Here is a 14739-nt window from a genome sequence, read left to right as displayed (position 1 = left end):
CGGCCGCGGTTCCCCTACGGCAGTTCGGGCAGGTCCTCGGGGTAGAGCAGGGTCAGGTCGTCGGTGCTCGGGTCGGACAGCTGGGCGACCCGGCTCGCGTGGCGCTCCACCATCGCCTCGAAGGTCTGGCGGGCGGTGCGGCCGTTGCCGAACGCCGGACCCTTGGGGATCTTCGTGAAGTACGCCGTCAGCGCCTCGGGAGTGCCCGGCCCCAGCCGGTACTCGTGCTCGTCGGCCTGCTGCTCCACGATCCGCAGCAGCTCCCCGGGGCCGTAGTCGCCGAAGGTGATGGTGCGTGAGAACCGGGACGCCACACCGGGGTTGACGGACAGGAAGCGCTCCATCTCCGCCGTGTACCCCGCGACGATCACGACGACGGCCTCCCGCTGGTCCTCCATCAGCTTGACCAGGGTGTCGATGGCCTCCTTGCCGAAGTCCCGGCCCGCGTCCTCGGGCGAGAGCGCGTACGCCTCGTCGATGAACAGCACGCCCCCGTGCGCCCGCTGGAACGCCTCCTGGGTGCGGATGGCCGTCGACCCGATGTGCTCGCCCACCAGGTCCACCCGGGACACCTCGACCAGGTGCCCCTTGTCCAGCACCCCGAGGGAGGCGAGGATCTCGCCGTACAGCCGGGCGACCGTCGTCTTTCCGGTGCCGGGAGAGCCGGTGAAGACCAGGTGGCGCTTGACCGACGCTGCCTTCAGGCCCGCCCGCCGGCGGCGCCGGCCCACCTCGATCATGTCGGTCAGCGCACGCACCTCGCGCTTGACGCTGTCCAGGCCGACCAGGGCGTCCAGTTCTCCCAGGACGGCCTGCGAGGTGCGGGCAGGCTCCGACGGGGCCGCGGCGGCGATCAGCGGCTCCTGCTCCATGGTGCGCTGACCGGGGATCGAGCCCAGCAGCCCGGGGGACTGGGCCGCCGTCTGCACCACCGGCTCCGGCGCCGCGGACGCCGCCAGGCCGGTGCTCTCGTCGCTGGTGCAGTCCTCGACGAGCGGACCGGAGTCGTACGCCGTGTCGGGGCCGCCCTCCGCGAACTCGTACCCGCCGCGCGCGCACCGCTCCGTGCGGCACTTCCGCAGCGTCGTGCGGCAGCCGTCGATCACGTGGAAGCCGTAGCCCGCGCTGCCGGTGACCCGGCAGCCCAGGAAGCTGCCGCGGCCTCCGGCGGACACGTAGACACCCGCCTCGGAAGGGGAGTCGACGGTGCAGCGCTCGATGGTGGGGTCGGCGCCCTTGGTGACGATCACACCGGTGCGATTGCCGTCCAGGGTGCAGTTGTTGAGGGTGCCACCGCTGCCGTGGTCGCGGAACCAGGCGCCGGTCGCGGCGTCCCGGATGCGGCAGTCGTCGAGCTGCGCGGTGGCGCCGTCGCTCACCGACACGGCGGTGTTGCGCACCTGGGAGAGGTCGCTGTCGACGACGTCCGCGCGCGAACCGCGGTCCAGGACGAACAGCGCGTCCGGCACGTCGTGCACCCGGCAGGAGTCGAGCACCGCGGTGGCGCCGTCACTGACCCAGACCGCCGGGTAGTCGCCGGTGCTGTCGAAGATCTCGCACTGGTTGGCGTCCACACGCGTGCCCGGGTCCCACACCGACAGGCCGTTGCGCCCGAACTGCCGCACGGTGGTGCGGGTCAGGGTGAGGACCGAGCGGGACCTGAGGTCGACCGCGTTCTCCGGGATGTCGTGGATGCGGCAGTCGGCCAGGGTGAGCACCGCGTCCGTGTCCAGGGTGACGCCGTCTCCGGTGGTCCGGTGCACGTCGCAGTCGGTCAGGTGGGCCGTGGCCCGGCCGGTCACCTGCACGCCGCTGCCCCGGACCTCGTAGACCTCGCAGCCCACGGCCTCCAGGGCGGAGCCCTCGCCGGTCGCCGTCAGTCCGCTGCCCGCGGCGTGGTGCACCCGGCAGCGCTCCAGCCGGGGGTGGGCGCCGGAGCGCACCGCGACGCCCGCCTGGCCGGCCGCGACGACCTCGCACTCCTCGAACACGCCGCCCCCGCCGTCCAGGACGGCGATGCCGACACCGGCCGGATTGTCGACGGTGCAGCGCCGCACCGTGGGACGCGCGCTGCCGCGCACCTCTATCCCGGAGGCGGAACGCGCGACGACCCGCAGACCCAGCAGCTCGGGTGTGCCGTCCTCGACGAGCACGGCGGGCGCCGCCGCGTCCTGCCCCTCGACGTGCAGGTCCTGGACCACCGCCGAGGCGCGCACGGTCAGCGGGACGCCGTCGGCGGGCGCGATGCGCACCGACCCCTGACCGCCCTCGGGCCCGCGCAGGGTCACCGCCCGCTGGACGACGAGATTCTCCCGGTAGGTCCCGGGGGCGATGGTGAGGACGTCACCGTCGGCCGCGGCCTCCAGGGCGGCGGCGAGCGATGCGTACTCACCCGTGCGGCGCCGCCACCGCGAGGTGCCGGTGTGCGTCACCTGGACCGTGCCCTGTGCCATGGCGTTGCTGTGCCCCCACCTCGTCGTACGCGGGTCGTCACCGAATCCGTTCGGCCCGGTCCACCGTAGCGTGCGCGCAGGTGGTGGGTTGACCGGAGGCGCAAGCCCGTCAACTGCCCGCGCCGGTCCGGCCCCAGTCCGGTCCCGCCCGCTCCCATTCCCGCTCCAGGCGGGCGTACCGCCGGCGGACCAGGCGCCAGACCACGATCCGCCGGGCGACCTCCACCGAGGCCGCGGCCGCCACCGCGGTGCCCGTCCCGGCGAGCACCGCGTGGGTGGTCGCGGTCGCGGAGTCCAGCGGGCGGGCCACCGCCCGGCCCCGCGCGTCCGTCCACAGCGCGAACCGGTCGCCGCCGTCCGGATCGTCGACCGCCACCAGGACGGCGGCCTCGTGCCGCGAGCCGTCCGGCCCGGTCCAGGCGGCGAGGACACGGCGGCGCACGTCCTCGCCCGAGGCGCCCTCCGGGTCGACGGCCAGGGGTGAACGCTCCAGGGCCCGGACCACGGTGGCCGTCACCCGGTGCCGGGACTCGTGCTGTTCGCGCACCGACCGCTGCAGGGTGCCCTGCGCCGCGCCGCCCACGAGGACGCCGATCAGGGGCGCCACGGACACGATCAGCAGCAGCGCCGTCAGGGCCACCCAGGCCTCGGCCAGATCGCTCGCGCGGCACAGCGGATTGCCTCGCCAGCGCCACAGACCACTGATCACTCGCACGCGCGCACCCCCTTCCGCTCCCCCCGTCGAGCAGGTCACCCGGGCCGCGGCCGGGCCGGCCGCGGGAGCGTGCCGCCCGCGGCCGGTGGACCTGCCGGCCGAGTTCTCATGAAGCTCTCACGCGGCCCAACGCGCGGACCCCGTACCGGGTTCCCGTTACCGGGCCGTTTGTCCGGAACGAGGAACCCGTCCGGGGCAACGCCCGTACGTCACCCGATGATCCGCACCGGGTCGCCGACCCGGACCGTGCCGCGGCCGAGCGGGACCAGGTTCTGCCCGAAGACCAGCTTGCCGTCGATGCGCCGGTGCCGGGCGAGGCTGTGCAGAGGCTCGGCGCCCCGGGCCGCGGTGCCCTGGTCGGTGGTCGTCACGACGCACCGTCCGCACGGCTTGGCGACCCGCAGGACGACCTCCCCCACGGCGACGCGCGACCAGCCGTCCTCGGCCCAGGGCTCGGTGCCGGAGACGACCAGGTTCGGCCGGAAGCGGTCCATGGGCAGCGGGCCCTCGGCCGCGTGCTCGCCCCGCGCGATCAGGGAGTTGAGGGCGTCGAGCGAGGCGGTGGCGGTCAGCAGCAGCGGGAAGCCGTCCGCGAACGAGACGGTCTCGTCCGCCCGCGCGTACTCGGGGTCCACGGGCCGGCGGGTGGCGGGATCGTCGAGGTGCACCAGGCGGACGTCGGTCCCGAGCAGCGCGCTGCACCAGGCGTGCGCGGCCTCGTCCTCGGCGGGGACCGCCTCGACCTTGTCCCGGAAGATCCGCACCGTCACGGTGCCCACCGCGGGCGGCACCGGCACCGTGAGCGGCGCCGTGCCGGGCGCGGACAGCCGTACGCCGCCACCGGGCAGAGGCTCGGCGGCGGCCAGGGCGAGGCGCGGCTGCGTGCGTTGCGTGACGACCTTTCCCCCGTCGTCGATCAGCATCCAGCGTCGGTCCCCGGCCGGCCCCCAGGGCTCCACGACGGCCTCCTGGACCGACAGGCTCCGGAAGGCCTTGACCGGGTGGACGTGGATCGACTGCAGTCGCGCGTACCTCATGGGGTCATCGTGCCAGGTGGCACCGCCGACCCGGCCGACGGCTCAGTAGCCGCGGTACTGCTGCTGGTTGTACGGATCCTGGTACGGCGCCGGGGCCGGCCGGGGAGCCGCGGGGCGCATCGCCTCGTACCCCGCGGGGCCGGGAGCGGCCGGGCGCGACTGCTGCGGCTGCTGGGGGCCGGGGTAGCCGCGGGGCGCGGTGGCCTGGTGCGGGATGTACGCGGCGGGGGCCTGCTGCAGCGGGGCGGGCTGCGGGGCCTGCTGCGGGTATCCGTAGGACGGTTGCGAGGGGCCCGCCGGGAGGGCGGGCAGGGCGGACGACAGCGCGGGCAGGTGGCTGCTGCTCGGCATGTCGTACGCGGCGGGGACCCGGATCGGGGCGATCTGCGGTGTGCCCCGTTCGGCCACGAGAGAGTCGTAGATCGGGGTGTCCGGGAAGGAGGCGGAGTAGTAGCCGCCGCCATAAGTGGAGCGGGGGGAGGTCATGGCCATAAGTTAAGCCCACGATGTGCTGGTTGGGGAGACCGATAAGAGGGTTGTTTTCCGTGTCCGCGGTGACCCGGCATCGCCAATGCGAGCGAACTTGGCAAAATAGGGCGTCATGCCGCGCGAGTTTGCGGTAAAGGCCAAGCTCCGCAAGGGTTACCGGCGGGTTACCGAGGTTGATCGCGTTTTCCACGGGACTCCCTCCGCGCGCGGGCGGCACGGAGAATAGGTTGGGCGTCGGAAACTCGAAGAAGCGCCGGGACACGGCCCGGCTCGGTGACACGTGATGGGGGCGGACATGTCAATGTCGAAGGGATCGAACACCCCGGTGCCGACCACGGCACTGCGGGTCGAACTGGGCTGGAGATCCGGTCCCGGCGTACCCGACGCGGACGCCTCCGCCCTGCTCCTGGTGGGCGGAAAGGTCCGTTCCGACGCGGACTTCGTCTTCTACAACCAGCCCGCCCACTCCTCCGGCGCCGTCCGGCACGAGGGCAAGCGCGACGCCGGCGGCCGGGTGACCGACAGCCTGCTCGTCGACCTCGCCCGCGTGGAGCCCGCGATCGAGACCGTGATCCTCGCCGCCTCCTCCGACGGCGGAGCGTTCGGGCAGGTGCCCGATCTGTACATCGAGGTCAACGACGCCGCGCGGAACACCGTCGTCGCCCGCTTCGACAATCCGGGCGCGACCGTCGAGACGGCCTTCGTGCTCGGCGAGTTCTACCGACGGCAGGGCGCCTGGAAGTTCCGCGCCGTCGGCCAGGGCTACGACAGCGGACTGGAGGGACTGGCCACCGACTACGGCATCTCGGTGGACGAACCCCAGCACGCGCCGCCGGCCGCACCGCCCGCGCCGGTGGCCCCGCCCGCTCCGGCGGCCACGACGCCCGCGCCGTCCCCCTTCGCGCCGCCCGCGGCCCGTCCGGCCGCCGCCCCGCCCCCGCCGGCCGCGCCCCCCGCCGGCGCGCAGGTGAGCCTGTCCAAGGTCACGCTCACCAAGGCGGCGCCCGCCGTCTCGCTGACCAAGCAGGGCGGCACCTCCGGTGCCATGCGCGTCAACCTCAACTGGCAGGTGCGCAAGCAGTTCTCGGGCTGGGGCCGCAAGCTCGGCCGCCCGGTCGCCATGCACGACGACCTCGACCTGGACCTGTGCTGCCTGTACGAACTGACCGACGGCAGCAAGGGAGTCGTCCAGGCACTCGGCAACGCCTTCGGCGCGCTGCACCAGCCGCCGTTCATCCACCTGGACGGCGACGACCGCACCGGCGCCGTGTCGACCGGCGAGAACCTCACCATCAGCCTCGACCACCAGCGGTACTTCCGGCGCATCCTCGTCTTCGTGACCATCTACGAGGGCGCCCGTTCCTTCGCCGACCTGCACGCCACCGTCACCCTCCAGCCGCAGTACGGTGCCGCGGTCGACTTCTCGCTCGACGAGTGCACCGTGCCCTCGACGGTGTGCGCCCTCGCACTGATCACCAACACCGGGAACGACCTCGTCGTCCAGCGCGAGGCCCGCTACCTGGTGCCCGAGCGCGGGGTGAGCCCGCAGCGAACCGTCGACTACGCCTACGGCTGGGGCATGAACTGGACCCCCGGTCGCAAGTGACCGGCCCCGGGCCGGTGCTCAGCCCTCCTCGGGCACGGCGTCCGGGCGGGCGTAGGTGCGGCCCTTCCAGGCCGCGCCCCGCCCCCGGTAGTGCTGCACCGCCGAGTCGACCGTCATCAGGAGATAGAGGAAGGCGGTGAGCGGCAGCAGCGGCGCGAGCCACCAGGGCTGCCGGTAGTAGCGCAGCATCGGCAGGTACGTCGCCGCCATCACCAGCCAGGCGGCGGCACCCGGCACGGCCGTCGCGCCCCGCCCCGCCGCCAGGCCGAGCACGAGCGCCGCCGGCGGCACCAGGTACACGAGCGCCAGCCCGAGCACCGTCGCGGCGAGGACCAGCGGCTGGTGCCGCAACTGCGCGTACGCGCTGCGCGAGACCATCCGCCACAGGTCGTGCAGCCGCGGATACGGACGCACACTGTCCACCCGCTCGGCCAGGCCCAGCCAGACCCGGCCACCCGCACCCTTCACCGCGCGGGCGAGCGCCACGTCGTCGATCACCGCGTGCCGGATGGCGTCCGGGATCCGCGCCCGCTCGGCGGCGTCGGCACGCAGCAGCACACAGCCGCCCGCCGCGGCCGCCGTCCGCGTCCCCTTCTTCCCGGTCCCCTTGTCACCCGCCCCGTTCCTCCCGTCGCCGCCGATCCACCGGAACGGGTAGAGCTGGGCGAAGAAGTAGACGAAGGCCGGCACCACGAGCCGCTCCCACAGGCTCTCCACCCGCAGCCGGGCCATCTGGGAGACGACGTCGAACCCTCCCGTGCCTGCCGCCGAGACCAGCCCGCGCAGGCTGTCCGGCGCGTGCGCGATGTCGGCGTCCGTCAGCAGCAGGTATTCGGGTCCGCGCGCGCGTGCCAGGCCGATCCCGTGCCGCACGGCCCACAGCTTGCCCGTCCAGCCGGCGGGCGGCTCCCCGGGCGAGGCCACCGTGAGCGGCAGTCCCTCGTGCCGCCGGGCCAGCTCGCAGGCCAGCGCGCCCGTGCCGTCCGTGCTGCCGTCGTCGATCAGGAAGACCTCGGCCCGCCCCGGGTAGTCCTGGGCCAGCAGCGAGGGCAGGCTCGCGGGGAGCACCGCCGCCTCGTCGCGCGCCGGGACGACGACGCACACCGAGGGCCAGACGGCGGGCTCCGTGCGGGCCGGGAGTCTGACGTCGGTACGCCAGAAGAAGCCACGGGCGAGCAGCAGCCACAGCCAGACGGCGAGGGAGAGGGCTGCCACGACGGTCTCGGCGGAAGTCCACGCATCGGCGCTCACGTGCGCAGTCTGCCCCACGGCACCGGCCGCCGGCGGGCACATCGTCTATGGTGGCCGGGTGAAGATCGCGCTCATGGACTCCGGAATCGGTCTGCTGGCGGCCACCGCCGCGGTACGGCGGCTGCGACCGGACGCCGATCTCATCCTCTCCCTCGACCCCGACGGCATGCCCTGGGGGCCGCGTACCCCGGAGGACCTGACCGGGCGTGCCCTCGCCGTGGCCGAGGCCGCCGCCGCGCACCGTCCGGACGCCCTGATCGTCGGCTGCAACACCGCCACCGTGCACGCGCTGCCCGCGCTGCGCGCCCGGCTCGAGCCCGGCGTGCCCGTGATCGGCACCGTGCCGGCGATCAAGCCCGCGGCGGCGGGCGGCGGCCCGGTGGCGATCTGGGCGACGCCCGCCACCACCGGCAGCCCCTACCAGCGCGACCTGATCGAGAAGTTCGCCGGCGACGCGGCGGTCACCGAGGTGCCCTGCCCGGGACTCGCGGACGCCGTCGAGCACGCGGACGAGGCGGCGATCAACGGAGCCGTCGCCGCCGCGGCCGCCCTCACCCCCGACGACGTGACGACCGTCGTCCTGGGCTGCACCCACTACGAGCTGGTCGCCGAGCGCATCCGCGCCGCCGTGCAGCGCCCCGGCGCCCCGCGCCTCGTCCTGCACGGGTCCGCCGGGGCGGTGGCCGCCCAGGCGCTGCGCCGGATCGGCGCCCGGCCCGACCCCGGCGCCCCCGCGGAGGGCACCATGACCGTGCTCCTCAGCGGACGCGAGGGCGCGCTGCCCGCGCCCGCGCTGGCCTACGACGAGGGCCGGCTCCTGCGCACGGTCACACCGGCCGGCTGACCGGCCCGTCCGCCCGGTCGGCCCAGTCACCCTGTGCGACGAGGGTACCAGCGCAGCGAAACCTGAGTAGTCTCATTGCCATGAGGCATCGCCACGGCGAGATCGTCCCCCAGTCGAACGTCTGGACCGGCCGTGCCACCAACCGCGTCCAGTGGTTCCTGGCGCTCATCGGCGTCGCCAGCGTGGCGCTCGGCATCGCCCTGGCCGTCGAGTCCGCCTGGGAGTCCGGCGTCGCCCCGCTCGCCATGGCCGTGGTCGGCTGCATCGCGGCGGGACTGCTGGTGCTCTTCGGCACGCTCGCGTTCGTGCACGTCGCGCTGAGAGTCGACGACGACTGCCTCGAAGTGCGCTGCGGCCACATCGGCGTCCCCCGCCGCCGCATCCCCCTCTCGCACGTCGCCGGCGCCGAGTTCGCGCCGCACGTCACCCCGCGCCACTGGGGCGGCTGGGGTTACCGCTGGCGGCCGGAGCGGGGCACCGCCGTGGTCGTCCGGCGCGGGGAGGGGCTGGTCCTGCGGCTGTGGGACGGCCACACCTTCACGGTCACCGTCGACGACGCGGAGGCGGCCGTCCAGGTCATCAAGGACCGCCTCCGGCCGAAAGCGCCGGGCCCGGCCCACTGACCCCACCGGCACCCCGAGCCGCCGGCGCGCGGGTGGGGCGGACGCCGCGGCACCGGCGGTCCACAGCCCGCGACCTCCCCGGACCGTCCTGTCCGGGGCCCGCGCACCCGCCGTACACTCCGGGGGGTGACAGCCACCGCAACCTCCGTCGGCGAGTCGGACCGCACGCAGCCGCAGACCACGCCCGCCTCCCGGGCCGTCGCGCGCCTCCTGCGCCTCCTGCCGGCCGCCGTCGCCGCACTCTCCGGGGTGCTGCTCTACGTCAGCTTCCCGCCGCGCACCCTGTGGTGGCTCGCGCTGCCCGCCTTCGCCGCCCTCGGCCTGCTGCTGGGCGGCCGCGGCTGGAAGGCCGGCCTGGGCCTCGGCTACCTCTTCGGGCTCGGTTTCCTGCTGCCCCTGCTGGTGTGGACCGGTGTGGAGGTCGGCCCCGGCCCCTGGCTCGCCCTGGTCGCGATCGAGGCGCTCTTCGTCGCGGCGGTCGGCGCGGGCGTGGCCGCGGTGTCGAAGCTGCCGGGATGGCCGGTGTGGGCGGCGGCACTGTGGACCGCGGGGGAGGCGGCACGCGCGCGTGCTCCGTTCGAGGGCTTCCCCTGGGGCAAGATCGCGTTCGGTCAGGCGGACGGCGTCTTCCTGCCGCTCGCCGCGCTCGGCGGCACACCGGTACTCGGCTTCGCGGTCGTCCTGTGCGGTTTCGGTCTCGGCGAGGCCGTGCGCCTGGCCGTCCGGGCCCGCCGCGGGGACGAGGTACGACGCGGTGCCGCGGCGGTGGCGCTGCTCGGCATGGCCGTACCCGTCGTGGCGGCCGTGGCCGCCCGGCCGCTGGTCAGCGACAAGGCGGAGGACGGCACCGCCACCGTCGCCGTGATCCAGGGCAACGTGCCGCGCGCGGGCCTCGGCTTCAACGCCCAGCGCCGTGCCGTACTCGACTACCACGCGCGGGAAACCCTGCGTCTGGCCGCCGACGTGGAGGCGGGGAAGGCGGCCCGCCCCGACTTCGTGCTCTGGCCGGAGAACTCCTCGGACATCGACCCCTTCGCCAACGCCGACGCCCGCGCGATCATCGACCGGGCCGCCAAGGCGATCGGCGCGCCCATCTCGGTCGGCGGCGTCGTGGACCGCGACGGCAAGCTGCTCAACGAGCAGATCCTGTGGGACCCGGACAAGGGCCCCGTCGACACCTACGACAAGCGGCAGATCCAGCCCTTCGGCGAGTACCTGCCGCTGCGCTCGCTCATCGGGGCGATCAACGAGACGTGGACCACCATGGTCAGCCGGGACTTCAGCCGGGGCACCGAGCCCGGCGTGTTCACCATGGCCGGCACCAAGGTCGGCCTGGTGACCTGCTACGAGGCGGCCTTCGACTGGGCCGTGCGCTCCGAGGTCACCGACGGCGCCCGGATGATCTCCGTGCCCAGCAACAACGCCACCTTCGACCGCAGCGAGATGACCTACCAGCAGCTCGCCATGTCCCGGATCCGCGCGGTCGAGCACAGCCGGACCGTCACCGTCCCGGTGACCAGCGGCGTCAGCGCGATCATCATGCCGGACGGCAGGGTCACCCGGAAGACCGGCATGTTCGTGGCGGACTCCCTGGTCCAGGAGGTGCCCCTGCGCTCCTCCGAGACGCCCGCCACCCGGGTCGGCATCGCACCCGAGATCGCCCTGGTGCTGCTCGCGGCCGGCGGGATCGGCTGGGCCGTCGGCGCCGGTGTGCGCGGCCGACGCGCCCGCACCGTGTAGCGGTACGCCCGCCGCACGCCCCGCGGCACCGGCGGGAGCGGCCGGGGCATCCCGTTAGGGTCGGGCCCATGACTACTCCCGATTTCATCCGCGACCTGCGCGCCTCGGCCGGGCACCAGCTCCTGTGGCTCCCCGGAGTCACCGCCGTCGTCTTCGACGACGAGGGCAGGGTGCTGCTCGGCCGCCGGTCCGACAACGGGCGCTGGTCCCTGATCGGAGGCATCCCGGAGCCGGGCGAGCAGCCCGCCGCCTGCGCCGTGCGCGAGGTCGAGGAGGAGACCGCCGTCCGGTGCGTCGTCGAGCGGCTGGTCCTCGTCCAGGCACTGAAGCCGGTCACCTACGACAACGGCGACGTGTGCCAGTTCATGGACATCACCTTCCGCTGCCGGGCCGTCGGCGGCGAGGCCCGGGTCAACGACGACGAGTCGCTGGAGGTCGGCTGGTTCGCGGTGGACGCGCTGCCGGACATCAAAGAGTTCGGACACGCCCGGGTCAAGCAGGCCCTGTCCGACGCCCCCGCGTGGTTCGACCCCGCCGCTTCCCTCTGAGGCACGGGGCGCGCCCGCATGGGGCGACGCCCCGCGCCGGCTGCTCAGACGCAGGTGACGCGCAGGTCCGCCCAGTCCGCGTGGTCGTAGTCGACGCCGTCCCCGGCGTCCGTGACCACCAGGCGGACCACGTCCGCCCCGGAGACGTCGGCGAGGACGGCGAGCGCCGGATCGGCGTGGGTCACCGTGCCCGTCGACGCGGCCCTGGTCCCGTCGGCCCAGACCTCGAAGGCCACGCTGCCCCGGTCGCCCGACTCGTCGTCCACACCGACCTGCGCGGTGACCTCGCTGCACGCGCCGCCGAGGTAGTACTCCACGCTGCTCGGCGCGTGGACGCCGAGGCCCTTGGCGAACTCCCGGCCGCCCACGGTGATCGGCCCGCCGTCGCCGGCCTGGCTCTCGCCCACGCTCCGGTCCCGCTCGACGGGTCCCCAGCCGTTGGAGGAGCTGAGCGGACCGGCGTCCGACAGGGCGGTCCGGCCCGCGGGCAGCGGCACGCCGACGCGCACCGTCACCGGCACCGCCGAGGTGACCCAGGCGCCGGAACGCGTGCGGTGTCTCGCCGTGAGCGTCAGGTCCCGGTCACCCGCGGAGGTGCCCTCGGGCACCGTGACGTCCCAGTCCGTCGCCAGGGTCCCGCCCGGCTCGAGAGCACGCGCCGACGTGGCGGACCTGGGGGTGACGCGCCAGCCCTCGGGACCGGTCAGGGCGACCCGCACCGAGTGGGCCGCGCTGCCGCCCAGGTCGGTGACCCTGGAGGTGATCCGCTCGGTGCGCCCGGCCTCGGTCACCGTGTCACCGTCCGCGCTCACGTCCACGGCGGGCGGGTACTGGGCCCACTTCCTGTCGGCCGCCACCCGCACCAGCACCGTGCCGTGCGCGGGGACGGTCGCGGCGATCGTGCCCGTCGTGCCGGCGTCACTGTGCTTCCACAGGTCACGCATCGCGTACCCGCGCGCCTGCGGCAGGCCGACGGCCCGCGCGGTCGTCTCGATCCGCTGCGCGCGGGAGCCCTCGTTGAACAGCGCGACCGCGCGGCCGCCGTCCGCCAGCTCCTTCGACACGACCCACCGGCCGCCCTCCGAGGAGACGACCTCGCCCTGCCTGCCCAGCGGGTCCTGGTCGACGGCGATCACCTCGTCGTTGGTGAGGATGTCGAACGCCGACTCGGGCGCCGTGCGCAGGTCGGAGCCGATCAGCAGCGGTGCCGCCATGACCGACCACATGGAGAAGTGCGTGCGGTACTCGGTGTCCGTCATGCCCCCGTTGCCGACCTCCAGCATGTCGGGGTCGTTCCATCCGCCGGGGTGCGCGTACGGGGCGAGCGCGAGGTTCGCCTTCATGATCGAGGACATCGAGCTCCAGCTGTCGCTGATGTCACCGGTGGTGCGCCAGAGCTGGCCCAGCTCGCCGGCCCACTCCCACGGCTTGTTCTGTCCCCACTCGCAGATGCTGTAGACGATCGGCCGGCCGGTCGCCGCGAGCGCGTCCCGCATGGTGGTGTAGCGCTGCTTCGCGTCGACACCCTGGTTGTTGCAGTTGTCGTACTTGAGGTAGTCGACGCCCCAGTCGGCGAACTGCCGCGCGTCGCCGTACTCGTGGCCGAGGGCGCCGGGGAAGCCGATGTCGCTGCACGTCTTGGTGCCGGCGCTGGTGTAGATGCCGAACTTCAGGCCCTTGGAGTGGACGTAGTCGGCGACGGCCCCGATGCCGTTCGGGAAGCGCTTGGGGTCGGGCACCAAGCGGCCGTCGGCGTCGCGTTCCGGCAGCGCCCAGCAGTCGTCCAGGTTGACGTACTCGTAGCCGGCGTCCTTCAGGCCGCGTTCCACGAAGAGGTCGGCGATGCCCTTGACCATCGACTCGTCGAACTCGTCGCGGCAGTGCGTGGAGTTCCAGTTGTTGAAGCCCATCGGCGGGGTGAGGGCCAGTCCCTGGTGACCGGGGGCCGCCGCGGGCCTCGCGGGCACCGGGGCCGGGGCCGCGGGCGCGGCCTGTGCGTTCACCCCCAGGCCCGCGGCGGCGATCAGCCCGGCGGCCACCGCGGCCAGGGCTCTGCGGCCGGTGATGCGCGGTTCACGCATGGCAAGGTGACGCATCGTTCCACTCCTCCGCTGTTCGTCGGAAGCGGTGCGCGGGGAGACACGCATCGTCAACGCGCGCTCACAGTAGGGGCGTTGAGGTCTGAGGGAAAGAGGGCGTTCATGGTGGATTCTGTGCTCTCTCCCGGACGCCGCGGTGCGCGGATCTTGACGCGGTGCTCCGTCCTCCCCGAGCATCGGGCCGAGAGCCCCGCGGGGTCCGAGGCGCCGTGACCGCCGGGCGCCAGGCTTCGGGAAGCGGGCGCGGGGACTCACGGACCGCGACCGAAGGGGCGGGGATGGCGACGGAAGGCACCGGCGGCGCACCCGCCGCACTGCCGGTGCGCACCCTCGGGCGCAGCGGCGTACCCGTCACCGCCCTCGGCTTCGGTGCCGCCGCCGTCGCCGGACTCTACGAGGAGGTGGGGGAGGAACAGGCGGCGGCGACCGTGGAGGCTGCCTGGGACGCGGGCATCCGCTACTTCGACACCGCCCCGCACTACGGCCTGGGCCTGTCGGAACGCCGACTGGGCGCGGCCCTGCGGACCAGGCCGCGGGACTCCTACACCCTGTCCACCAAGGTGGGCCGCCTGCTCGAACCGTACGACGGCGGTGGCGACGACCTGGCCGACGGATTCGCCGTACCCGCCACCCACCGGCGCCGCTGGGACTTCAGCGCCGACGGAGTACGCCGCTCCCTGGAGGCCAGCCTGACCCGACTCGGTCTCGACCGCGTGGACCTCGTGCTGCTCCACGACCCCGACGGCCACGAGCGGCAGGCCTTCGACGAGGCCTACCCGGCGCTGGAGGACCTCCGCACCCAAGGCGTCGTCCGGGCCATCGGCGCCGGGATGAACCAGACCCGGATGCTGGCCCGCTTCGTCACGGACACCGACGTCGACGCGGTGCTCTGCGCCGGGCGCTACACGCTGCTCGATCAGAGCGCGCTCCAGGACCTGCTGCCCGGAGCGGAAGCCGCCGGCAAGAGCGTGATCGTCGGGGGAGTGTTCAACTCCGGCCTGCTGGCGGCTCCCGCGCCCGGCGCCACGTACGACTACACGGCGGCGCCCGGCCGACTCCTGCGCCGCGCCCTGCGCATGCGCGACGCCACCGAGGCACTCGGCGTGCCGCTGCGGGCCGCGGCCCTCCGCTTCCCCTTCGGGCACCCGGCGGTCGCGGCCGTCCTCGTCGGCGCCCGCTCGGCCGCCGAGGCCGGTGACGCGGCCGCGCAGTACCGCGGGCCCGTGCCGGGGGCCGTGTGGCAGGCGTTGCGCGAGCGGGACCTGCTGCCGCCCGGCGCCCCCACTCCCGGATCCGCCGGATGACCGGCACCCGTACCGGGTGACGCCCAGCCG

General features: G+C 74.3%; 12 protein-coding genes. 6 read left to right on the top strand and 6 right to left on the bottom strand.

Annotated features, from left to right (window positions below; genetic code table 11):
- Window positions 1-14: 14 nt before the first annotated feature.
- The 4 genes from EV562_RS11825 to EV562_RS11810 form a co-directional block, all read right to left on the bottom strand.
- Window positions 15-2453, bottom strand: a complete 2439-nt coding sequence (locus EV562_RS11825) for a right-handed parallel beta-helix repeat-containing protein (RefSeq protein WP_133886723.1) — start codon at window positions 2451-2453, stop codon at window positions 15-17.
- Window positions 2454-2562: 109 nt separating this feature from the next.
- Entirely contained in the window at window positions 2563-3168 is a 606-nt protein-coding gene (locus tag EV562_RS11820) for a hypothetical protein (RefSeq protein ID WP_133886722.1), read from the bottom strand.
- Window positions 3169-3377: 209 nt separating this feature from the next.
- Window positions 3378-4205: an MOSC N-terminal beta barrel domain-containing protein gene (locus tag EV562_RS11815; protein ID WP_133886721.1), complete on the bottom strand. Its 828-nt coding sequence runs from the start codon at window positions 4203-4205 to the stop codon at window positions 3378-3380.
- 42 nt (window positions 4206-4247) lie between these two features.
- Window positions 4248-4691 (bottom strand): DUF6643 family protein, encoded by a 444-nt coding sequence (locus tag EV562_RS11810; RefSeq protein ID WP_166661733.1) that lies wholly within the window; start codon window positions 4689-4691, stop codon window positions 4248-4250.
- Between the two features lie 304 nt (window positions 4692-4995).
- Between EV562_RS11810 and EV562_RS11805 the strand changes: the two genes are divergently transcribed.
- The gene (locus EV562_RS11805; RefSeq protein ID WP_133886719.1) at window positions 4996-6300 is read left to right on the top strand and encodes a TerD family protein; all 1305 of its coding nucleotides are present in this window, start codon (window positions 4996-4998) and stop codon (window positions 6298-6300) included.
- Between the two features lie 18 nt (window positions 6301-6318).
- Here EV562_RS11805 and EV562_RS11800 read toward each other — a convergent pair whose 3' ends face one another.
- On the bottom strand, window positions 6319-7569 hold the full coding sequence (locus EV562_RS11800) for a glycosyltransferase (RefSeq protein ID WP_166661732.1): 1251 nt from the start codon (window positions 7567-7569) through the stop codon (window positions 6319-6321).
- A 40-nt stretch (window positions 7570-7609) separates the two neighbouring features.
- Between EV562_RS11800 and EV562_RS11795 the strand changes: the two genes are divergently transcribed.
- From EV562_RS11795 to EV562_RS11780, 4 genes are all read left to right on the top strand, one after another.
- Window positions 7610-8395, top strand: coding sequence for an aspartate/glutamate racemase family protein (locus EV562_RS11795; RefSeq protein ID WP_133886717.1), 786 nt, complete (start codon window positions 7610-7612; stop codon window positions 8393-8395).
- 80 nt (window positions 8396-8475) lie between these two features.
- On the top strand, window positions 8476-9018 hold the full coding sequence (locus EV562_RS11790; RefSeq protein WP_133886716.1) for a hypothetical protein: 543 nt from the start codon (window positions 8476-8478) through the stop codon (window positions 9016-9018).
- Window positions 9019-9144: 126 nt separating this feature from the next.
- Window positions 9145-10758, top strand: a complete 1614-nt coding sequence (lnt, locus tag EV562_RS11785; protein WP_133886715.1) for an apolipoprotein N-acyltransferase — start codon at window positions 9145-9147, stop codon at window positions 10756-10758.
- A gap of 68 nt (window positions 10759-10826) precedes the next feature.
- The gene (locus EV562_RS11780) at window positions 10827-11306 is read left to right on the top strand and encodes an NUDIX domain-containing protein (protein WP_133886714.1); all 480 of its coding nucleotides are present in this window, start codon (window positions 10827-10829) and stop codon (window positions 11304-11306) included.
- A 44-nt stretch (window positions 11307-11350) separates the two neighbouring features.
- Here EV562_RS11780 and EV562_RS11775 read toward each other — a convergent pair whose 3' ends face one another.
- Window positions 11351-13402 (bottom strand): NPCBM/NEW2 domain-containing protein, encoded by a 2052-nt coding sequence (locus tag EV562_RS11775; RefSeq protein WP_133886713.1) that lies wholly within the window; start codon window positions 13400-13402, stop codon window positions 11351-11353.
- A gap of 281 nt (window positions 13403-13683) precedes the next feature.
- On the opposite strand from EV562_RS11775, the gene EV562_RS11770 reads away from it, so the two are divergent.
- Window positions 13684-14709: an aldo/keto reductase gene (locus EV562_RS11770; protein WP_208298336.1), complete on the top strand. Its 1026-nt coding sequence runs from the start codon at window positions 13684-13686 to the stop codon at window positions 14707-14709.
- Window positions 14710-14739 lie beyond the last annotated feature (30 nt).

Origin of the sequence: Streptomyces sp. BK208 (assembly GCF_004364245.1) — a bacterium.
Lineage (GTDB): Bacteria > Actinomycetota > Actinomycetes > Streptomycetales > Streptomycetaceae > Streptomyces.
This window is presented reverse-complemented; position numbering and strand designations above follow the sequence as displayed.

Excerpts from the sequence above, each read along its gene's own strand:
- EV562_RS11825 (WP_133886723.1), bottom strand. The coding sequence starts at position 2,453 with ATGGCACAGGGCACGGTCCAGGTGACGCACACCGGCACCTCGCGGTGG.
- EV562_RS11815 (WP_133886721.1), bottom strand. The coding sequence starts at position 4,205 with ATGAGGTACGCGCGACTGCAGTCGATCCACGTCCACCCGGTCAAGGCC.
- EV562_RS11810 (WP_166661733.1), bottom strand. The coding sequence starts at position 4,691 with ATGACCTCCCCCCGCTCCACTTATGGCGGCGGCTACTACTCCGCCTCC.
- EV562_RS11805 (WP_133886719.1), top strand. The coding sequence starts at position 4,996 with ATGTCGAAGGGATCGAACACCCCGGTGCCGACCACGGCACTGCGGGTC.
- EV562_RS11790 (WP_133886716.1), top strand. The coding sequence starts at position 8,476 with ATGAGGCATCGCCACGGCGAGATCGTCCCCCAGTCGAACGTCTGGACC.
- EV562_RS11780 (WP_133886714.1), top strand. The coding sequence starts at position 10,827 with ATGACTACTCCCGATTTCATCCGCGACCTGCGCGCCTCGGCCGGGCAC.
- EV562_RS11775 (WP_133886713.1), bottom strand. The coding sequence starts at position 13,402 with ATGCGTCACCTTGCCATGCGTGAACCGCGCATCACCGGCCGCAGAGCC.
- EV562_RS11770 (WP_208298336.1), top strand. The coding sequence starts at position 13,684 with ATGGCGACGGAAGGCACCGGCGGCGCACCCGCCGCACTGCCGGTGCGC.